Genomic DNA, 18,283 nt, shown 5'->3' with positions numbered 1-18,283 from the left:
CTGGCTATGCTTAACGCATGACTGACTGTTTATGAGTGCCGCGCTATGACCGCTCCCCTGCTTATCGCCCAAACCCCTGACGTTCAACTGCACCTGCTGCCGCAGATGGCAAACCGACACGGCCTGATCAGCGGTGCCACCGGCACGGGCAAAACCGTGACGCTGCAAAAGCTGGCGGAATCCTTCTCTGCCATCGGCGTGCCGGTGTTTATGGCGGATGTGAAAGGCGATTTAACCGGCGTGGCGATGGCAGGCCAGAGCAGCGAAAAGCTGCAGGCGCGGCTGGCCAACATCGGTGTGACCGACTGGCAGCCAACCAGCAGCCCGGTGGTGCTGTGGGATATTTTCGGTGAGAAAGGCCATCCGGTGCGTGCGACGGTGTCGGATCTGGGGCCGCTGATGCTGGCGCGGCTGCTGAACCTGAACGAGGTGCAGAGCGGCGTGCTGCAAATCATCTTCCGCATTGCCGACGATCAGGGCCTGCTGCTGTTGGATTTTAAAGATCTGCGCGCCATGACACAGTACATCGGCGATAACGCGAAAAGCTTTCAGACGCAGTACGGCAACATTAACAGCGCCTCAGTGGGCGCGATCCAGCGCGGGCTGCTGGCGCTGGAGGAGCAAGGCGCAGAGCACTTCTTTGGCGAGCCTATGCTGGAGATTAGCGACTGGATGCGCGTTGACAGCAACGGCAAAGGCGTTATTAACATCCTGTCGGCCGAGAAGCTGTATCAGATGCCCAAGCTTTACGCGACCAGCCTGCTGTGGATGCTGTCAGAGCTGTATGAGCACCTGCCGGAAGCGGGCGATCTGGATAAACCGAAGCTGGTATTCTTCTTTGATGAGGCGCACCTGCTGTTTAACGAGGCGCCGCCGGTGCTGCTGGAGAAGATTGAGCAGGTAATCCGCCTGATCCGCTCCAAAGGTGTTGGGATCTGGTTTGTGACGCAGAATCCGGCGGACATTCCCGACAGCGTGCTGGGCCAGCTAGGCAACCGGGTGCAACATGCGCTGCGCGCCTTTACCCCGCGCGATCAAAAAGCGGTGAAAACCGCCGCCGAAACCCTGCGCGCCAATCCGGCGTTTACGACCGTGGAGGCGATACAGGCGCTGGGCACCGGCGAAGCGCTGATCTCCTTTCTGGATGCCAAAGGCAGCCCGTCGGTGGTGGAGCGGGCGATGGTGATCGCACCCGGCTCGCGCATGGGGCCGGTGAACACGGACGAGCGCAACGGGCTGATCAACCATTCTCCGCTGTCGGGCAAGTACGACACAGAAGTCGATCGGGAATCGGCTTACGAACGTCTGCAACAGGGCGTGCAGGCCGCCAGTGACAAGGCCAATGCGCCCGAAGCCAAAGGCAATGAGGTGGCGGTCGATGACGGTATTCTGGGGGGATTAAAAGACATTTTGTTTGGCAGCACCGGTCCGCGCGGCGGCAAGCGGGATGGCGTGGTGCAAACCATGGCAAAAAGCGCGGGACGTCAGATTACTAACCAGATCGTTCGTGGCGTGCTGGGCAGCCTGTTTGGCGGACGTCGTCGGTAAAATACGGTGGCAGCCGGGCTGCCACCTCAACGCTACTTGTGCTTCCAGCTGGTGGACACCGGATTGGTGACGGTGTTCTTTTCCTGCGTGTAGGTGCCGTTCTGCTGGGCGATCGCCTCGCCGGTATCGACAATCGCGTTCTGGATAAACACGTTCTGCTTGTCGCCGCGCACAAAGGTCAGCTGATGGAAGGCGGTTTTGTTGCCCCAGTCGGTGGAAGGCAGCGAGATAAAGCGCACCGTGAAGGTCTCATCATCAAACTTACCCTGCATCACGTAAACGCCGTAGTGGTTTTCGCCCTGCGAGATGATTTTATAGGTGCCGTTGTCGTAGTAATAAATTTCGGCATCGGGGAAGGGTTTTTTGTCGTACATTTTACGGTAATGCAGCACCTGCTTGATGGTGGGCTGGCCGAAGCTGACGGTCAGGTTTTTACCATCCTGCGAGGTGGTCAGCCCTTCCGCCTGCGCGGATACGCCACTCATTAACATCAACAGACTTGCGGTTGCCGTTGCGATTGCTTTCACGTGAATTCTCCTGGTCTGGTTCCATGGATAGGGTGCGTCAACGTACGGAGACTGCACCGGAAATGTACACTGACGTAACTGTTTATAAGAGTGGTAATTTTTGATGTTATTAGTTTTTAGGAACAGTCTGATGCGGCAATCGCCCACCGCGTTAAGACAGGCCGGTTTAATGCCAGGCTTAACTGGATTTGAGTGCCGGGACTGGGCGATGTTGACGTATTCATCAGGCAAGCTGCTAAGATCAGGACATGGATAAACAACGTGAACTAAAACGGACCAAACGTCTGGCGCTGTCGCTGCTGCTGCTGGCTGCCGCGACCTTTGTGGTTACCCTGTTTCTGCCGCCCAACTTTTACGTCAGCGGCATCAAAGCCATCGCCGAAGCTGCAATGGTCGGCGCGCTGGCTGACTGGTTTGCGGTGGTGGCGCTGTTTCGCCGCGTACCGGTGCCGTTTATTGCCCGTCATACGGCGATCATCCCGCGCAATAAAGATCGCATCGGGGAGAATCTGGGCCGCTTTGTGCAGGAAAAGTTTCTGGATACCGATTCGCTGCTGAATCTGATCCGCCGTCACGATCCCTCGCAGATGCTGGCCACCTGGCTGAGTGCGCCCGGCAATGCCGATCGGATCGGTCGCCACCTGTTGCAGGTCATGCGCGGCTTTCTCGATCTGACCGATGACGCGCGCATCCAGCACTTTATGCGCCGCGCGGTGCATAAGGCGATCGACAAGGTGGATCTCAGCCAGAGCGGCGCGCTGATGCTGGAAAGCCTGACCAAAAATAACCGGCATCAGGAACTGCTGGATGCGGCGGTCGAGCAGTTGCTGCGGCTGCTGCATAAGCCCAGCACCCGGGAATTTATCGCCAGCCAGCTGGTGCGCTGGCTGAAGCGCGAGCACCCCATCAAGGCCAAAATGTTGCCGACCGAATGGCTGGGGGAGCACAGCGCAGAGCTGGTGGCCAACGCGGTGGATTCCCTGCTGGATGACGTGGCGCTGGATCAGGGCCACGAGCTGCGGCTGGGCTTTAATCGCGCGGTAGATCGCCTGATCGAGAAACTGAAAAACGATCCCGAGATGGCCGAGCGCGCCGAGGTGATCAAAGGCTGGTTAAAAGACGATCCCACGCTTAACCGCTATATTGGCGAGCTGTGGGGCGATCTGCGCGACTGGCTGAAAACGGATCTCAACAGCGAGGCGTCAAAAGTGCAGGACAAGGTCCGTCAGGCGGCCCTGTGGCTGGGCGAAACCCTGGCCGCCGATGAAGGACTGCGTAGCTCCATGAATCAGCATCTGGAAGACGCCGCCCGCAGCGTCGCGCCAGAATTCGCGGCGTTCCTGACGCGCCATATCAGCGACACGGTGAAAAGCTGGGATGCGCGCGATATGTCGCAGCAGATCGAGCTGAATATCGGTAAGGACCTGCAGTTTATCCGCATCAACGGCACGCTGGTGGGCGGCACCATCGGGCTGATTCTCTACCTGCTGTCGCAGATTCCGGCGGTGCTGCCGGTGGTGAAAGGCTGGCTGGCCTGACGTAACCGCTCTGCTTTTTCGAACCCTGTGATTAAAGGGAGGTGAATATCACCTCCCTTAGGTGCGGCCTGAACGTGATTTACCTGAAAGACTTCACGATAATTTCAAGCAGTTGCAGTAGTGCAACCATGAGCTTCAGAAATACGCGAGCGATTTCTATCCATCTCATACGCTGGCTCCTGTGGTCAGGAGCACTTACAGCCTGCGACCCTTTCCGCTGCCTGTAACAGGCTGATTAGGTTGATAATGCATGATGTGCACCGCACGTAACCGTGCTGACGTAAACAAAAAACCTCGCCTCACCCGCGGGGTTTTTTGTTGCCTGTGGCTGACGCTAAACGGCGGCTAGGCCTTATCCAGCGCCGCCTGCGCCACGGCCATAAAGTGTTTAACCCTTTCCAGATCCACATCGTTCCACCAGACGCCGTCCACCTTGAGCGCGCTGGCGACAATCACGCCCTGGGTGCGGCCCAGGATCTGGCAGACATTGGCAGGCGTGACGCCCGACCCCACCAGCAGCGGCAAGGCGGTGGCGGCGCGGATCTCGTCGATTTCGTCCAGGGTGGCGCTGTCGCCGGTGCGCTGTCCGGTGGCGATCACGGCGTCCGCGTCAAAGAAGTCAACGTCGCGCGTCAGTTCCTGAATGGAGCGGTCGGCCACTATCGCATGGCTGCCGTGTTTAACATGGCTGTCGGCAAACACCCGAATATGTTCGGCACGCAGCTGGCTGCGGTAGCGCAACGCTTTGGCGGCGGCCCCTTCAATAAAGCCTTCATTGGCGATATAAGCATTCGCCCACTGGTTGACGCGGATAAAATCCGCCCCGCCCGCCAGCGCGGTGGCAAAGGCCGGCAGCGCCGCGTTCGCCAGCACGTTAATGCCCAGCGGCACGCCAAACCGTTCGCGCACTTTTTCCGTGATAACCGCCATCAGGGCCGACGTTTCCGGGCCAATATCCTCGGGTTTTGAAAACGGAATATCGCCGTGGTTTTCAATAATCAGGCCATGAACGCCGCCGCAAATATAATTTTCCGCATCGCGCAGTGCACGCTCTGTTATCGCCCTGACTGATTTCCCCCGGTATTTAGGCGAGCCGGGAAACGGGTCACAGTGAATCACGCCAATGACCGCTTTGGGGCGGGAAAATATCGCTTGTATTGCATCATTTTTTTCTGCTGATATAGCAACCATCTTGTCTTTATCCTGTTCAGGGAAACACTATGCGTGTTTATGTGGCCGGAAATATCACTGTCGATGAAACCTGGAGCATTGCCGATATTCCGCTAAAAGGCGCATCGGTTCATGGAAATAAAGTTTCGCAGGATATCGGCGGTAAAGGCGCGAATCAGGCGATTCTGTTATCCCGCTGCGGCATAGAAACCCATTTAATTGCCGCGACGGGCAAAGACAGCAATGGAATAACTCTTCGCCAGCAGCTCACTCAGGAGCCGCTTTATTTTATGCCCGCTGAACCGGTTCATCCCTTTAGCGATACCTCGCTTATTCTCAACAGCGCCGACGGCGACAACGCCATTATTACGAGCACCGGGGCAGCCGATGCGTTGAACATTGATATCATCAGTGCACATTTGGCCGCGGCACGCGCTGGCGATGTCCTGGTGCAGCAGGGCAACTTCTCGCCGGAGAAAACCCATGCGCTGTTCCAGCTGGCGAAGTCGCGTGGCCTGATCACCGTCTTTAACCCTTCGCCGGTCCATGCCGGGTTCAGTGCCTGCTGGCCGCTGGTGGATATTGCCGTGGTGAATCAGCACGAAGCCCGGCAGTTGCATCCTGAAGCGGTTAAAACGTTAGTGGTTACTCACGGTAGCGCGGGTGTCTGGCTGATTCAGGGCGACCGCCGCGAGTTTTGCCCTGCCACGCCCGTCGAGGCGCTGGATACCACCGGCGCGGGCGATACCTTTCTTGCCGTCATGCTGGCGTCGGCACTCAGGCGCCAGGTTCAAATTGATAAGTTAGCACTTACTCACGCCAGTCAGGCCGCCGCCATCACGGTGAGCCGTCGTGGCACGCTGAGTGCCTTCCCCTCCGTCGACGAACTCGCCGCACTGCTGAGTGCAGGCGGCGAGTCAGGCGTTACTTAAACATCGCGCGGTAGCTGTCCACGTTGGCTTTGGTGACGACCGTCGCCGGTACCAGAATGGTTTTCGACACGGTTTTGCCGGACGTCACCGCGTTCAGAGCTTTGACCGCCTCTTCACCCATTTTTTTCGGGTCCTGCTGCAGAACGGCAGTGACATAACCGTTATCGATACCGGTGATCGCCTTTGACGTCAGATCCCAGCCGAACACCTTGATGTCTTTCTGCCGCCCCTGGTTCTCTACGGCCGCAATCGCGCCCAGTAACGCCGGTTCACCAGTGGCATAAATGGCCGTCAGGTCCGGGTTGCCGGTGATCAGGTTCTCTGCTGCTGTCATCGCGGTGTCCTGCACGTTCTGGCCATCCACCACGTCCGCGACGGTAATGCCAGGATTGCTCTTAATGGTTTCTTCAAAGCCTTTCTGACGCTGGTTTTGCACGGCTGAGTTCAGCGCGCCCACAATGCCCAGCCGCGCTTTGCCGCCCATATTTTTCGCCACGTAATCGACAAAATATTTGCCGATAATCTTACCGCCTTCCAGATTATCCACGCCCACCTGCGCCGCCTGTGGGCCAGCCGGTAATACCGCATCAATCGCAATCACTGGTATTTTAGCGGCGGCCGCTTCTTTAATCGCAGGCATAATGCCGTTGACGTCAATCGCGTCCACCATAATGCCCTTCACGCCCTGCTGAATATAATTTTCGATCGCGTCGTTTTGCGACACGGGATTATCGTTGGCGTTGAAGATCACTAAATTTTTACCGCTGGCTTTCGCTGCCTCCTGTGCGCCCTGATTCATCTGATTAAAGAACAAGGCCTGCTGGTTGATCTGTACCAGCGCATAAGTCGGTGCTGCATGAGCCAAAGTAAAAAACGAACCCGCTGCCAGTAAGCCCGTTGCCAGCGCAACAGAACGCAGTTTTCTGGTGTTAAATGCCATCATCTTAAAATTCCTCGTCGGGAATGTGCGATAACCAGTCGATCTCCGCATCGAAATGCAGAGGGATTATTGTTGGCGGGCAAATATCGTGTGAATGGCTTATTCAGCCTGAACCTGAATAACCGCGTTTCTGCTCACTGTCCATTATGGTGAACACCTGAAACGGGCTAAGCCGGTGTGGGAGTGACTCCCGGGTAATGCGGTAAACTGTCTCTACCATTCTCTTCCGCTTAGATTTTGTCAAGCGATTATTTTATCGCCAGGGGCGGCGCAAAAATACTGTATCCGGCGCGCGTAACTGTGTTACAGATAGCCGATTCTGGGCAAGATGGCTGTGGATATGATTAAAAAACGGGTGCTGTTATCCGACGTAGCGACGCTGGCCGGGCTGTCAAAAGCGACCGTATCCCGCTATATGAATCAAAGCATTATGCTGCCGCAGGACACCATCGACCGCATTGAAGCTGCCATTCGCCAGCTGGATTATCGCGGCAACAGCCTGGCGCGCCGCCTGAGCAAAGGCGGCAGTGAAACCTTAGGGCTGGTCCTGCCCGATATTACTAACCCTTTCTTCGCCGAACTGGCGGACGCGGCGGAAGAAGCCGCTTCGGCCTGTGGCTACAGCCTTGTGCTCTGCATCACCCGCAACCATCCCGGCAAAGAAAGCCAGTTTATCCGCTGGCTGGATACCTGCCAGGTGGATGGTTTGCTGTTTACCACCAACCACCCGGATAACGGGCTGCTGCGTAAGGAAATTAACCGTCACCAGCGTATTGTGCTGCTGGATGAAGATATTCCCGGCAGCAGAGTGCCAAAGGTGTTCGCCGATAACGTGCAGGGCGGGCGCATTGCTACCGAAAAGCTGATCGCCGCCGGTCATCGTCATATCGCGTTTGTTGGCGGGCCGGATGAGCTGATGAGCGTGCGCGAACGCTATCAGGGCTTCTGCACCGCCATGGCGCAGGCGGGCCTGACCGTGCCGCCTGAATGGATAATGTACGGCGAATACCAGCGTGAGTTTGGCGAACAGGCGCTTCAACACCTGTTCAGCCGGCCGCAACGCCCAACCGCCGTGTTTGCCGCCAGTGACTATCTGGTGCTGGGCTTGCTGGATGGTCTGCGCGCACGCGGGTTGCAGGCTCCCGAGGCGCTGTCTCTGGTGGGATTTGACGACGCCACCTATGCCGATTTTACCCAACCCCGCATTTCCACCATCCGCCAGCCCGCCCGGGAACTGGGCCGCACGGCGGTTCACATTATGCTGCGCATCCTGAATGACGAGCCCGATATTCCTCCCGAAACCCGCCTTGCGGTGGAATGGGTGGCGCGCGATTCGATACGGATGTGTTAACAGCGTCCCAAAATGGCGCAAAAGTGCACAACTTTAGCGCAAATAACGCGCTTTTTAATTTCTGCGCGTTATAGTTAGTAAACCGGTTTACCAAAAGTTAGCATTTAAACGTGTTTAAAAACAACGTGTTAAACCGGATGTGTAATGCCTGTGTTGCAGGCTGGCACGGATGCTGCAATGACGTATCTGGCAAGCAAATATCGTTACAGCGGTTGTTCAGAGATTATGTATGAAGGCTTTATCTGGCAGGTAAACCGGTTTACAAGGGCGTAAACCGTGCACGATAACGTTTTTTTATCTCTGTTCAGCTTTTCCCGTTAGTGGTGATGGGAGTTATCGAATGCAGCAATCACAAACTGCCCCGGCACGGGTAGAGATGGTGAATATAACCAAAACCTACGGCGCGATACGTTCCCTGCGCGGCGTGAACTTACAGCTGGCGCCCGGCGAAGTGCTGGGCCTGGTGGGCGATAACGGCGCGGGCAAGTCCACGCTGACCAAAGTGCTGTCTGGCGCGGTGGTGCCCACCAGCGGCACGATCCGCATTGACGGTGAAGAGCAGCAGTTCAGCAATCCGGCGGATTCTCGCCGCTGCCATATCGAAATGGTTTACCAGGACCTGTCGCTGTGCGACACCGTGGATGTGGCGGGCAATCTGTTTATGGGACGCGAGCCGATGAAATCTATCCTCGGCATTCCGTTTCTTGATGAAGAGAAAATGCACGCTGATGCGCGCGAAATGCTGAAAGGCCTGGGCATTTCCATTCCTGATACGCGTTTGCTGGTGCGCAATCTGTCCGGCGGACAGCGTCAGGCGATTGCCATTGCACGCGCGGCCGCCTTCGATCCCAAAGTGCTGATCATGGATGAGCCCACCGCCGCGCTGGCCGTGGCCGAGGTGGAAGCGGTGCTGGAGCTGATTCGTCGGGTATCGGCGCGCGGCGTCAGCGTGATCCTGATTACCCATCGCCTGCAGGATCTGTTCCTGGTCTGCGATCGCATCATGGTGATGTACGAAGGCACCAACGTGGCAGACCGCCGGGTGGCGGACACCGATCTGGGCGAAATTGTGAATTTGATCGTGGGCGAAAAATTTGTCGCCCGCTCTGCGGCGACGCACTGATCGAGGTAACAGGATGACTATTATGAATCTGAGCGGTTCCCGTATGGCCCAACACTCGTTGCCGCGTCGCCTGATGCACAATCACTCTGGCGTGGTCAGCATCGCGCTGTTCTTTGTGTTCTGTTGCGTGGTGTTTTCGTTGATCACCGGCAACTTTCTCAGCAGTGCTAACTGGCTCAATATCATTCGCCAGAGCGCGCCTCTGCTGATCGTCGCCACGGCGATGACCCTGGTGATCACCACGGGCGGGATCGATCTTTCGGTGGGATCGACGCTGGCGCTGGTCGGTGCGCTGTCGGCTATTGCGCTGAACAACTGGGGACTGCCCTGGCCGGTGGTGTTGCTGGGCGGCCTGCTGCTGGGCGCGCTGGTGGGCGCTATCAATGGCTTCTTTATCGCCTATGAGGGCATTCCGGCCTTTATCGTCACGCTTGCCACCTTAGCCGTGGTGCGCGGGGTCGCGCTGCTGATTACCCAGGGCTATTCCATTCCCATTCCTGCCGACAGCCTGTTTGCCTTTATGGGGCGCGCGAAAGTGCTGGGCGTGCCGATGCCGGCGCTGATCGGCATTGTGGTGCTGATTGTCGGCCATATCGTGCTTAATCATATGCGTTTTGGTCGCTATGTCACCGCGATTGGCGCGAATGCCGAAGGCGCGCGCCGCAGCGGGATTAACACCAAAGCCGTGACCATGAAGGTCTATATCATCAGCGGCATGGCTGCCGCGCTGGCGGGCATGATTATCACCGCCCGTCTTGGCAGCGGCTCCTCTAACCAGGGCGAAGGCTTTGAGTTACAGGTGATTGCGGCGGTGGTGCTGGGCAGTACCAGCCTGTTTGGCGGCTTCGGCACCATCATCGGTACATTGCTGGGCGCGCTGTCGATTGCCATTATTCAGAACGGCCTGATTTTGTCGCACATCTCTCCTTTTTACACGCAGATCGCGACAGGTACGATTATTTTGCTGGCGATCTGGCTGAATACCCGCATTCTCAACCCGACCCGCGCGGCGGCAAAAGGATAGCCAATGAAACACTCTATTTTTCGGCATCCGGATCCCCTACCGCTCGGCATCAACAGCGGCTATGTCATGACGGTGCTGGGGCCGCTGCCGGTCAGTGAGATGGGCGTGACGCTGATGCATGAACACATTCTGCTGGATGCGTCCGGCAAGTGGGTGCCGCCCTGCTGCTGTGGCGATCGCCATTTAGCGGAAATGCCGGTGAGTATGGAAAACCTGGGCGAACTGTCGCTTAACCCGTTAATCAGCCGCGATAATTGCCGGCTGTTCGATGTGGATCTGGCGATTGAGGAGCTGATGAAGTTCCGTGCTCTCGGCGGTGACACGGTTGTCGATCCTACCAATATCGGCATCGGTCGGGATCCCAAAGCATTGCAGCGCATCGCCCGCCTGACCGGGCTGAACATCATCATGAGCACCGGCCTGTACCTGGAGCCTTCGCATCCGGAATGGGTGAAAACGATTAGCGTCGAGGCGTTAGCTGACAAGCTGATTTACGACCTGGGCGGACGGGAAGAAAAACCCGAAGTACTCGCCGGGTTGATCGGTGAGATCGGCGTGTCCAGCCGCTTTACCGCCAGCGAGGAAAAATCCCTGCGGGCGGCGGGCCGGGCCAGTGCAGCAACCCGGGTGCCGATTGAGGTGCATCTGCCCGGCTGGGAGCGGCTGGGGCACAAGGTGCTGGATATTCTTGAACACGAAGGGGCCGATCTGCGCCACGTGGTGCTGTGCCACATGAATCCCAGCTTTGCCGACAAGCGCTATCAGCGTGAACTGGCCCAGCGCGGTGCGTTTCTGGAATACGACATGATCGGCATGAGCTATTACTACGCCGACGAGTCCGCGCAGTCACCGTCCGACGAAGAGAACGCCCGCGCCATCCGCGAACTGATCGATGACGGCTTTATTGAGCAGATTTTGCTGTCCCAGGACGTGTTCCTGAAAACCATGCTGACCCGCTACGGCGGCCACGGCTATGGCTACATCCTTAAACATTTTGTTCCGCGCCTGAAACGCCACGGCGTCAGCGGCGAACAACTTGAAACCTTACTGATTGCTAACCCACAGCGCGTTTTTGGTGGGTAAGGGAGAACCGTAATGCAGAAGAAAATTTTACTGGTCGGGGAATCCTGGACCAGCACGTCCGTTCACGTTAAAGGCTTCGATCAGTTTGCCACCGCCACCTGGCACAATGGTGCAACCGACTTTATGGCGGCGCTGGCCGACAGCGACTATGCCATCACCTATATGCCCGCGCACGCGGCGGCGACCGAATTTCCGCTGACGCTGGCCGGGCTGCAAGCGTGGGACGCGATCATTCTGTCGGATATCGGCGCGAACACGTTGCTGCTGCATCCGGATACTTGGCTGAAGAGCCAGCGCACGGCGAACCGTCTGACGCTGATCCACGACTATGTGGCGGCGGGCGGTGCCTTGATGATGATCGGCGGCTACTTCAGTTTTCAGGGCATCAACGGCGGCGCGCGCTATCGCAACACGGCGGTCGAGAAAGTGCTGCCGGTACGCTGCCTGGCTTGGGACGACCGCATCGAAACGCCCGAAGGCTCTTATCCGAGCGTCACCGAATCCCACGCGCTGTTTACCGACATGCCCGACGAATGGCCGTGGTTACTGGGCTACAACGAAGTGGAAATGCACCCTGAAGGCAAACTGCTGGCAACCATTGCCGGCACCGCGCATCCGTTGCTGGCGGTGCGCGAATATCAGCAGGGCCGCTCGCTGGTGTGGACCAGCGATATGTCTGCCCACTGGCTGCCGCAGGAATTTGCCCAGTGGCAGGGTTATCGCCAGCTGTGGATCAACTGTCTTGACTGGTTAACGGTTCGCCACTGATGGCCCTTACCCGCACGGCGGATCTGGCGTTACAGCTGATCCGCTTTGATACCCTCAATCCACCGGGTAACGAAGCCGCCTGCATGATGTTTTTTGCCGGCTGGCTGGAGGAAAACGGCTTCGAGGTCACGCTGTCATCCTTCGGCGAAGGACGCCATAACCTGATAGCCCGCCTGCGCGGCGAGCAGGCCGGACCTGCGCTGGCCTTTACCGGCCATCTGGATACGGTGCCGCTCGGTAACGCCGACTGGCAACACGATCCCTTTGGCGAGATCGTGGACGATCGGCTCTATGGCAGGGGATCGAGCGATATGAAAGCGGCCGTTGCCGCCTTTGCCGTGGCCTGCGTCACGCACCAGCAGGCCATTCGCCAGGGGCCGGGCGTGGTGCTGCTGATTACCGGCGGTGAGGAAACCGGCTGCGACGGCGCGCGGGCGCTGATCGATACCGCTGACCTGCCCGAGGTGGGCGCGCTGATCGTTGGCGAACCCACCGCGAACTATCCGGTTATCGGCCACAAAGGCGCACTGTGGCTGCGCTGTGAAACACGCGGTAAAACCGCGCACGGCGCGATGCCCGAGCTGGGCATCAATGCGATCTACCTGGCGGCCGATGCGCTGGGTAAAATTCAGCATTTCTCCCCCGGCGCGCCGCATCCGCTGATGAAACAGCCCACGATCAACGTCGGGCGCATCACAGGCGGCCTGAATATTAACTCCGTGCCTGACCGCACGCAGTTTGACGTGGATATTCGTAGCGCGCCCAATCTTCAGCACGCCACCATCCGTCAGCAGCTCAGCACCTTACTGGGCGAAAGTGTGACGATATCTACGCTGGTGGACCTGCCAGCAGTGCTCAGTGAAGGCGATCACGCATGGATTCAGGCGGTTTATCAACGATGCCAGCCATTGCATGATACGCCCCTGGTGCCGCGCATTGTGCCCTACTTCACCGATGCGTCGCTGCTGTTGCCTGCGCTGGGCAATCCGCCCTGCATAATTCTGGGCCCTGGCGAGCCCTCAATGGCGCACCAGACCGATGAATATTGCCTGCTGAGCAGGTTAGCCGAGGCGGAGACGCTTTATGGTGCGTTGATTTGTGACGGAGTGCGATGACCTGTGAAGCGGTATTCTCCTGAAGCACGGCCGGGTGAAGGCGATCTGCCCTACAAGGTCGGCAACAATGCGGGGATGGTGTCGGTGATGTAGACGCGCTGCTGGCACGCCGCCCGGTAAACCCGATTTAGCTGTCTGTTAAAGCTGTTCGTAAGATGGCAGGAGAAAAAATCATGAGAGCACAGGCCGTGGTCACCGATGAATACAGGTCGGCATTCCCCGATCCGATTACGATTAAGGCCGACGAGATAGCCGTGGTGAGCCACTGCGATCTTGAATGGCGAGGATGGATATGGATTACGCTGCCCGATGGCAAAGCGGGCTGGGCGCCAGAGCAATACTTTTTGCCACTGAGCCCAAATGAGGTTGTCTGTCTGGAAGACTATAGGGCACAGGAGTTAACCGTCCATCCCGGTGAGGCCCTGATAGTGACGCAGGCGCTTAACGGCTGGTACTGGGCTGAGAAGCCTTCTGGGGAAAATGGATGGGTTCCTCAGGAATGCCTTACCTTACTAGATCGATAATCCAGTCTGTAAAACATCAGGGCAACCGGATGCACCGTTACTGGCACGTGACGATCGCCACCGCATCAGGCGGTGAAATTCAGGCGTTCGATTCGTCACCGACACCAGCCATAAAAAAAGGCCGCATCGCGCGGCCTTTCTGACTGTCAGCATCTATCGCCGTTTTATCAGCATAAACAGACTGATGGCAAAGAAGGCAAAGCTGGGCAGGATCGCGCCGAAAATCGGCGGCAGACCATAAACCAGGCTGAGCGGGCCAAAAATCTGATCCAGTACGTAGAACAGGAAGCCGAAGCTGATCCCGGTGACCACGCGCACGCCCATGGATACGCTACGCAGCGGACCAAAGATAAACGACAGCGCCATCAGCATCATGACCGCCACGGACAGCGGCTGGAAGATTTTGCTCCACATGTTCAGCAGGTAACGGCCAGACTCCTGACCACTCTGCTTCAGGTATTTGCTGTAATCGTAGAGGCCGGTAATCGACAACGCATCCGGATCCAGCGCCACCACGCCCAGTTTGTCTGGGGTCAGGCTGGTTTTCCACTCGCCAGTCAGGCTTTGTGAGCCGGTGATTTGTTTCGGATCGGTCAGATTCGATTCGTCCACCTGAGACAGCACCCACAACTTCTTGTCTTTATCCCATTTCGCCGTTGCAGCATAGCGGACGCTCTGTAAACGGCGATCGTCTGTGAAGCTGTAAATGCTGACGCCGTCAATTTCATCGTCGCCTTTAACACGTTCAATGTAGATAAAGTTGTTGCCGTCTTTGGCCCACAAACCGCTCTGCGTCGACACCAGCGCGCCACCATAGAGCTGCTGCGCACGGAAGTTTCGCGCCATCTGCTCGCCCTGAGGGGCGACAAACTCGCCGATAGCCATGGTCAGCAGCACCAGCGGAATCGCCGTTTTCATCACCGACAGGGCCACCTGCATGCGGGTAAAGCCCGCCGCCTGCATGACCACCAGTTCACTACGCTGCGCCAGCGTTCCCAGCCCCAGCAATGCACCTAACAGGGCCGCCATTGGGAAGAAGATTTCGATGTCTTTTGGCACACTCAGCAAGGTGTAATAACCTGCATCCAGCGCGCTGTAGGCACCCTGTCCGGTTTTACGCAGCTGATCGACGAACTTGATAATGCCGGACAGCGAGACCAGCATAAACAGCGTCATCAGGATGGTATTAAATATCGTTTTACCGATATAACGATCGAGAACGCGAAACATCAGACCGATCCTCCGCGTGTAAAGCGCGCACGAATTCGACGCATCGGCACGGTATCCCACAGGTTAAGCACGATCGCTAACGCCAGATAACTGATATTCACCACCCACATCCAGATAGCCGGATCGAGGCGGCCTTTCGCCCCGCTTGAGCGCAGCGAACTCTGCAGCAGGAAGAAAATCAGGTACAGCAGCATCGCGGGCAGCATCGAGAGCACGCGTCCCTGACGCGGGTTGACCACGCTGAGTGGCACCACCATTAACGCCATAATCAGCACGGAAAAGACCAGCGTAATACGCCAGTGAAGTTCGGCCTTAAACTCAGGTGTTTTGTTCGATAACAGCGTAGCAAACGTGGCCTGGTCTACATCGTTAGGATCCAGCGTGGCCTGCTTATAACCTACGTAAGCCTGGTAGTTAGTGAAGTCGGTGATGCGGAAATCACGCAGCAACGCCGTTCCCTCGAAGCGAGTGCCTTTATCCAGGGTCACAATCTGTGAGCCGTCATTCTTTTGTTCCATATGGCCGCTGTCGGCCAGCACCACGGAAGGCCGCGCATTCCCTTTTGGCCGCAGCTGTGCCAGGAAGACATGGCCAAAATTGCTGCCCTTAACGTCTTCAACAAACAGTACGGTGTTGCCATCGCTGGATGTCTGAAACTTCCCGGCAGCCATTGCCGCTGCGCCGGGGTTCGCTTTAGCGTTCTGAGTGACCTGTTCCTGATAGCGCGACGACCAGGGGCCAAGCCAGATGACGTTAACCGCAGCCACTAACGAGGTGAACAGCATCAGCACCATCGCCGCTTTGACCAGCACCGCCTTACTCAGGCCGCAGGCATGCATAACGGTAATTTCACTTTCCGTATACAGCCGCCCGAGCGTCATTAAAATCGCCAGAAACAGGCTTAGGGGCAAAATAAGTTGCGCCATTTCAGGCACGCCGAGTCCTAACAGCGTCAGAACAAGGTTTGTCGGCACTTCGCCATCCACCGCAGCCCCTAAAATCCTTACCAACTTCTGACAGAAGAAGATCAACAGCAGGATAAACAGGATAGCCAGCTGGCTTTTGAGCGTTTCCCGAACCAGATATCTAATAATGATCACGCTTAATACGCCTGTGAAAACTTGTCTTTTTGCAGGAAAATCGCTAATTTCAACGCTTATTAGCCATTTTTCTTCATAAATGGCCGTCGTCGACGCTAAAAATGTATGGTAATCGCGTTTGGGTGGTGAAAAAACAACATCTTGTCACCCTGATTCATTATGACCTCCAGCAGCATGCTGTCATGTTGCTCTAATTAATAAATGGGTCACGAACGCGCTACATTCTAGCGGCAGCAGCGGCCGTTGTCTTTAAGATTCAGGAGAGTGCATGGAGTTCAGTGTAAAAAGCGGTAGTCCGGAAAAACAGCGCAGTGCATGCATTGTAGTTGGTGTTTTCGAACCGCGTCGTCTGTCACCGATTGCCGAGCAACTGGATAAGATCAGCGACGGCTATATCAGCGCCCTGCTGCGCCGCGGTGAACTGGAAGGCAAAGTGGGCCAGACGCTGCTGCTGCATCATGTGCCGAATATCCTGTCAGAGCGTATTCTGCTGATTGGCTGCGGTAAAGAGCGTGAGCTGGACGAGCGCCAGTATAAGCAAGTGATCCAGAAAACCATCAACACGCTGAATGACACTGGCTCGATGGAGGCCGTGTGCTTCCTGACCGAGCTGCACGTCAAAGGGCGTAATACTTACTGGAAAGTGCGTCAGGCCGTCGAAACCTCGAAAGAGGCGCTGTATAACTTCGACCAGTTGAAGAGCAACAAAGCGGAGCCACGTCGTCCCCTGCGTAAGCTGGTGTTTAACGTGCCGACGCGCCGTGAACTCACCAGCGGTGAGCGCGCCATTCAGCACGGGCTGGCGGTGGCCGCCGGTGTGAAAGCGGCAAAAGATTTGGGCAACATGCCACCTAACATTTGTAATCCTGCGTACCTGGCATCTCAGGCGCGCCAGCTGGCGGATGCCTACAGCAAAAACATCACGACCCGCGTGATTGGCGAGCAGCAGATGAAAGAGCTGGGCATGAACGCCTACCTCGCGGTGGGCGCGGGATCGCATAATGAATCCCTGATGTCGGTCATTGAGTACAAAGGCAACCCGGATACCGACGCGCGCCCGATTGTGCTGGTTGGTAAAGGGCTGACGTTTGACTCCGGCGGTATCTCCATCAAGCCTGCGGACAGCATGGATGAGATGAAGTACGACATGTGCGGCGCGGCCTCGGTTTATGGCGTGATGCGCATGGTCGCCGAACTGAATCTGCCGCTGAACGTGGTGGGCGTGCTGGTCGGCTGCGAGAACATGCCGGACGGCAAATCCATGCGTCCGGGCGACGTGCTGACCACCATGTCCGGTCAGACAGTTGAAGTGTTAAATACCGATGCTGAAGGCCGCCTGGTGCTGTGTGATGCGCTGACCTACGTGGAGCGGTTCGATCCGGAAGTGGTGATTGACGTTGCCACACTGACCGGCGCCTGCGTCATTGCCCTGGGTCATCACATCAGCGGACTCTTGTCGAACCACAATCCGCTGGCGCATGAACTGATTGGTGCCTCGGAGCAGTCTGGCGACCGCGCCTGGCGTTTACCGATGGCCGATGAGTATCAGGAACAGCTGGAATCCAATTTTGCCGATATGGCGAACATTGGCGGCCGTCCGGGTGGGGCGATTACCGCCGCTTGCTTCCTGGCCCGTTTTGCGCGCAAATATAACTGGGCGCATCTGGACATCGCCGGTACCGCCTGGCGTTCAGGCAAGGCCAAAGGCGCCACCGGTCGTCCGGTGCCGATGCTGTCGCAGTTCCTGTTGAATCGTGCTGGCCTGAACGGCGACGATTGATCGTACGGACCACCGAACCCATCGGGGCGGAGCTTACTCCGCCCTTCTTTTCTTTAAACAGGCAATTCGATGAAAAACGCAACCTTCTACGTGTTGGAAACCGATGCATCCAGCGATGGCTTAAGCGCCGTTGAAGCGCTGGTGTGCGATCTGGCGGAAATACGCTGGCGGGCCGGTAAGCGGGTGCTCATCGCCTGTGAAGATGAGCAGCAAGCCATTCGGCTTGATGAGGCGCTGTGGCAGCGCCCCGCCAACGCCTTTGTGCCGCACAATCTCGCCGGGGAAGGTCCGCGCTACGGCGCACCGGTTGAGCTGGCATGGCCGCAGCGTCGGGGCAATTCGCCACGCGACCTGCTGATCAGCCTGCTGCCCCAGTTCGCAGATTTTGCTACTGCTTTCCATGAAGTGATAGACTTCGTTCCTTACGAAGACGCTCTCAAACAGCTGGCGCGCGATCGCTACAAAGCGTATCGCAGCGTTGGCTTCCAATTGAATACGGCAACGCCGCCACAGCCGCAAACGACATAGCA

17 protein-coding genes are annotated in these 18,283 nt (G+C 57.2%); 12 read left to right on the top strand and 5 right to left on the bottom strand.

Annotated features, from left to right (window positions below; all coding sequences use genetic code 11):
* Positions 1-45 precede the first annotated feature (45 nt).
* Entirely contained in the window at positions 46-1,548 is a 1,503-nt protein-coding gene (locus NYE92_RS17675; protein ID WP_259019302.1) for a helicase HerA-like C-terminal domain-containing protein, read from the top strand.
* A gap of 32 nt (positions 1,549-1,580) precedes the next feature.
* Here NYE92_RS17675 and NYE92_RS17670 read toward each other — a convergent pair whose 3' ends face one another.
* Positions 1,581-2,075, bottom strand: a complete 495-nt coding sequence (locus tag NYE92_RS17670; RefSeq protein ID WP_014606710.1) for a hypothetical protein — start codon at positions 2,073-2,075, stop codon at positions 1,581-1,583.
* Positions 2,076-2,323: 248 nt separating this feature from the next.
* Between NYE92_RS17670 and NYE92_RS17665 the strand changes: the two genes are divergently transcribed.
* On the top strand, positions 2,324-3,613 hold the full coding sequence (locus NYE92_RS17665) for a DUF445 domain-containing protein (RefSeq protein WP_019106727.1): 1,290 nt from the start codon (positions 2,324-2,326) through the stop codon (positions 3,611-3,613).
* Positions 3,614-3,958: 345 nt separating this feature from the next.
* Here the strand turns inward: NYE92_RS17665 and NYE92_RS17660 are convergent, their stop codons facing one another.
* Entirely contained in the window at positions 3,959-4,804 is an 846-nt protein-coding gene (locus NYE92_RS17660) for a BtpA/SgcQ family protein (protein ID WP_210450067.1), read from the bottom strand.
* A gap of 29 nt (positions 4,805-4,833) precedes the next feature.
* Between NYE92_RS17660 and NYE92_RS17655 the strand changes: the two genes are divergently transcribed.
* Positions 4,834-5,715, top strand: coding sequence for a ribokinase (locus NYE92_RS17655; protein WP_259019301.1), 882 nt, complete (start codon positions 4,834-4,836; stop codon positions 5,713-5,715).
* Here the strand turns inward: NYE92_RS17655 and NYE92_RS17650 are convergent.
* Positions 5,708-6,658 (bottom strand): substrate-binding domain-containing protein, encoded by a 951-nt coding sequence (locus tag NYE92_RS17650; protein WP_028715985.1) that lies wholly within the window; start codon positions 6,656-6,658, stop codon positions 5,708-5,710. The two genes, NYE92_RS17655 and NYE92_RS17650, sit on opposite strands and share 8 nt — an antisense overlap.
* Before the next feature lie 325 nt (positions 6,659-6,983).
* Here NYE92_RS17650 and NYE92_RS17645 point away from each other — a divergent pair, with 325 nt between their 5' ends.
* The 7 genes from NYE92_RS17645 to NYE92_RS17615 all read left to right on the top strand — a co-directional run bounded on the left by NYE92_RS17645 (position 6,984) and on the right by NYE92_RS17615 (position 13,643).
* Positions 6,984-8,006: a LacI family DNA-binding transcriptional regulator gene (locus tag NYE92_RS17645; RefSeq protein ID WP_072138522.1), complete on the top strand. Its 1,023-nt coding sequence runs from the start codon at positions 6,984-6,986 to the stop codon at positions 8,004-8,006.
* Positions 8,007-8,382: 376 nt separating this feature from the next.
* Positions 8,383-9,129, top strand: a complete 747-nt coding sequence (locus tag NYE92_RS17640; RefSeq protein ID WP_020693768.1) for an ATP-binding cassette domain-containing protein — start codon at positions 8,383-8,385, stop codon at positions 9,127-9,129.
* A gap of 22 nt (positions 9,130-9,151) precedes the next feature.
* Positions 9,152-10,153 (top strand): ABC transporter permease, encoded by a 1,002-nt coding sequence (locus NYE92_RS17635; protein ID WP_259019508.1) that lies wholly within the window; start codon positions 9,152-9,154, stop codon positions 10,151-10,153.
* Positions 10,154-10,156: 3 nt separating this feature from the next.
* On the top strand, positions 10,157-11,236 hold the full coding sequence (locus tag NYE92_RS17630; protein WP_014606717.1) for a phosphotriesterase: 1,080 nt from the start codon (positions 10,157-10,159) through the stop codon (positions 11,234-11,236).
* A 12-nt stretch (positions 11,237-11,248) separates the two neighbouring features.
* Entirely contained in the window at positions 11,249-12,004 is a 756-nt protein-coding gene (locus tag NYE92_RS17625; protein WP_014595188.1) for a glutamine amidotransferase, read from the top strand.
* Entirely contained in the window at positions 12,004-13,119 is a 1,116-nt protein-coding gene (locus NYE92_RS17620) for a M20 family metallopeptidase (protein WP_259019300.1), read from the top strand. The genes NYE92_RS17625 and NYE92_RS17620 overlap by 1 nt, the downstream gene beginning before the upstream one ends.
* 173 nt (positions 13,120-13,292) lie before the next feature.
* The gene (locus tag NYE92_RS17615; protein ID WP_022622343.1) at positions 13,293-13,643 is read left to right on the top strand and encodes an SH3 domain-containing protein; all 351 of its coding nucleotides are present in this window, start codon (positions 13,293-13,295) and stop codon (positions 13,641-13,643) included.
* 153 nt (positions 13,644-13,796) lie between these two features.
* Here the strand turns inward: NYE92_RS17615 and lptG are convergent, their stop codons facing one another.
* Positions 13,797-14,873, bottom strand: a complete 1,077-nt coding sequence (gene lptG / locus NYE92_RS17610; protein WP_014606720.1) for an LPS export ABC transporter permease LptG — start codon at positions 14,871-14,873, stop codon at positions 13,797-13,799.
* The gene (gene lptF, locus NYE92_RS17605) at positions 14,873-15,973 is read right to left on the bottom strand and encodes an LPS export ABC transporter permease LptF (protein ID WP_014606721.1); all 1,101 of its coding nucleotides are present in this window, start codon (positions 15,971-15,973) and stop codon (positions 14,873-14,875) included. The genes lptG and lptF overlap by 1 nt, the downstream gene beginning before the upstream one ends.
* Before the next feature lie 268 nt (positions 15,974-16,241).
* Here lptF and pepA point away from each other — a divergent pair, with 268 nt between their 5' ends.
* Complete coding sequence (gene pepA, locus NYE92_RS17600; protein WP_088900620.1) at positions 16,242-17,753, top strand: leucyl aminopeptidase; 1,512 nt, start codon at positions 16,242-16,244, stop codon at positions 17,751-17,753.
* Positions 17,754-17,822: 69 nt separating this feature from the next.
* Positions 17,823-18,281: a DNA polymerase III subunit chi gene (locus NYE92_RS17595; RefSeq protein WP_259019298.1), complete on the top strand. Its 459-nt coding sequence runs from the start codon at positions 17,823-17,825 to the stop codon at positions 18,279-18,281.
* Positions 18,282-18,283 lie beyond the last annotated feature (2 nt).

The organism is Pantoea sp. B566, assembly GCF_024793925.1.
Taxonomy (GTDB): domain Bacteria; phylum Pseudomonadota; class Gammaproteobacteria; order Enterobacterales; family Enterobacteriaceae; genus Pantoea; species Pantoea ananatis.
Note: the sequence above shows the minus strand (reverse complement) of the source record. Positions and strands in the feature narration are given on the sequence as shown.

What these genes read in the sequence shown, in the direction of transcription:
- NYE92_RS17675 (WP_259019302.1), top strand. Translation starts at nt 46, where the DNA reads ATGACCGCTCCCCTGCTTATCGCCCAAACCCCTGACGTTCAACTGCAC.
- NYE92_RS17665 (WP_019106727.1), top strand. Translation starts at nt 2,324, where the DNA reads ATGGATAAACAACGTGAACTAAAACGGACCAAACGTCTGGCGCTGTCG.
- NYE92_RS17660 (WP_210450067.1), bottom strand. Translation starts at nt 4,804, where the DNA reads ATGGTTGCTATATCAGCAGAAAAAAATGATGCAATACAAGCGATATTT.
- NYE92_RS17655 (WP_259019301.1), top strand. Translation starts at nt 4,834, where the DNA reads ATGCGTGTTTATGTGGCCGGAAATATCACTGTCGATGAAACCTGGAGC.
- NYE92_RS17650 (WP_028715985.1), bottom strand. Translation starts at nt 6,658, where the DNA reads ATGATGGCATTTAACACCAGAAAACTGCGTTCTGTTGCGCTGGCAACG.
- NYE92_RS17645 (WP_072138522.1), top strand. Translation starts at nt 6,984, where the DNA reads ATGGCTGTGGATATGATTAAAAAACGGGTGCTGTTATCCGACGTAGCG.
- NYE92_RS17640 (WP_020693768.1), top strand. Translation starts at nt 8,383, where the DNA reads ATGGTGAATATAACCAAAACCTACGGCGCGATACGTTCCCTGCGCGGC.
- NYE92_RS17635 (WP_259019508.1), top strand. Translation starts at nt 9,152, where the DNA reads ATGAATCTGAGCGGTTCCCGTATGGCCCAACACTCGTTGCCGCGTCGC.
- NYE92_RS17630 (WP_014606717.1), top strand. Translation starts at nt 10,157, where the DNA reads ATGAAACACTCTATTTTTCGGCATCCGGATCCCCTACCGCTCGGCATC.
- NYE92_RS17625 (WP_014595188.1), top strand. Translation starts at nt 11,249, where the DNA reads ATGCAGAAGAAAATTTTACTGGTCGGGGAATCCTGGACCAGCACGTCC.
- NYE92_RS17620 (WP_259019300.1), top strand. Translation starts at nt 12,004, where the DNA reads ATGGCCCTTACCCGCACGGCGGATCTGGCGTTACAGCTGATCCGCTTT.
- NYE92_RS17615 (WP_022622343.1), top strand. Translation starts at nt 13,293, where the DNA reads ATGAGAGCACAGGCCGTGGTCACCGATGAATACAGGTCGGCATTCCCC.
- lptG (WP_014606720.1), bottom strand. Translation starts at nt 14,873, where the DNA reads ATGTTTCGCGTTCTCGATCGTTATATCGGTAAAACGATATTTAATACC.
- pepA (WP_088900620.1), top strand. Translation starts at nt 16,242, where the DNA reads ATGGAGTTCAGTGTAAAAAGCGGTAGTCCGGAAAAACAGCGCAGTGCA.
- NYE92_RS17595 (WP_259019298.1), top strand. Translation starts at nt 17,823, where the DNA reads ATGAAAAACGCAACCTTCTACGTGTTGGAAACCGATGCATCCAGCGAT.